Below are 640 nucleotides of genomic sequence, written 5' to 3'. Positions count from 1 at the left end.
GTCAAAGGCCGAGGAGACCACATCGGCGACGACCTGTTCGGCGAGCGCCGAAGAATCCACCACCATGGCGTTCTGCCCGCCGGTCTCGGCGACCAGCGGTATGGGCTGGCCGTTGCGGCCAAGGCGCCCGGCCAGCGACGCCTGCAAAATCCTGGCGACCTCGGTGGACCCGGTGAACAGCACCCCTTGCACGCGCGCATCCCCGACCAGCGCCGCGCCGACCGTCTCGCCACGGCCGGGCAACAACTGGACGACACCGCGGGGGACTCCCGCCTCCCAGAGCCGGCGCACCGCGTGGGCGGCCACCAGCGGAGTCTGCTCTGCGGGCTTGGCGAGCACGGGATTGCCGGCGGCTATGGCTGCACAGACCTGTCCGACAAAGATGGCCAGCGGGAAGTTCCAGGGACTGATGCAAACGATGGGACCCAGCGGCCGGTGGCTGTCGGGCGTGAAATCGCTGCGCACCTGCATCGCATAGAAACGCAGGAAATCGACGGCTTCGCGCACTTCCGCAATGGCGTTCGCCGCGGTTTTTCCGGCCTCGCGCGCGAGCAGGCCGATCAGGACCGGCATGTCCGCTTCCAGCGCCGCTGCGGCCCGGTTCAAGGCATCCGCACGCACCTCGGACGATGTGGCCGCC

General features: G+C 69.2%; 1 protein-coding gene. It reads right to left on the bottom strand.

What is annotated here, in order from left to right; genetic code table 11:
* Window positions 1-640, bottom strand: a 640-nt coding sequence (locus D3H34_RS33420) for an aldehyde dehydrogenase family protein (RefSeq protein WP_119558922.1), incomplete at both ends; no start/stop codon positions are given.

The sequence above is a fragment of the Acidovorax cavernicola genome (assembly GCF_003581445.1).
The sequence above is the reverse complement of the archived record's forward strand: the minus strand, read 5'-3'. Positions and strand labels throughout refer to the sequence as shown.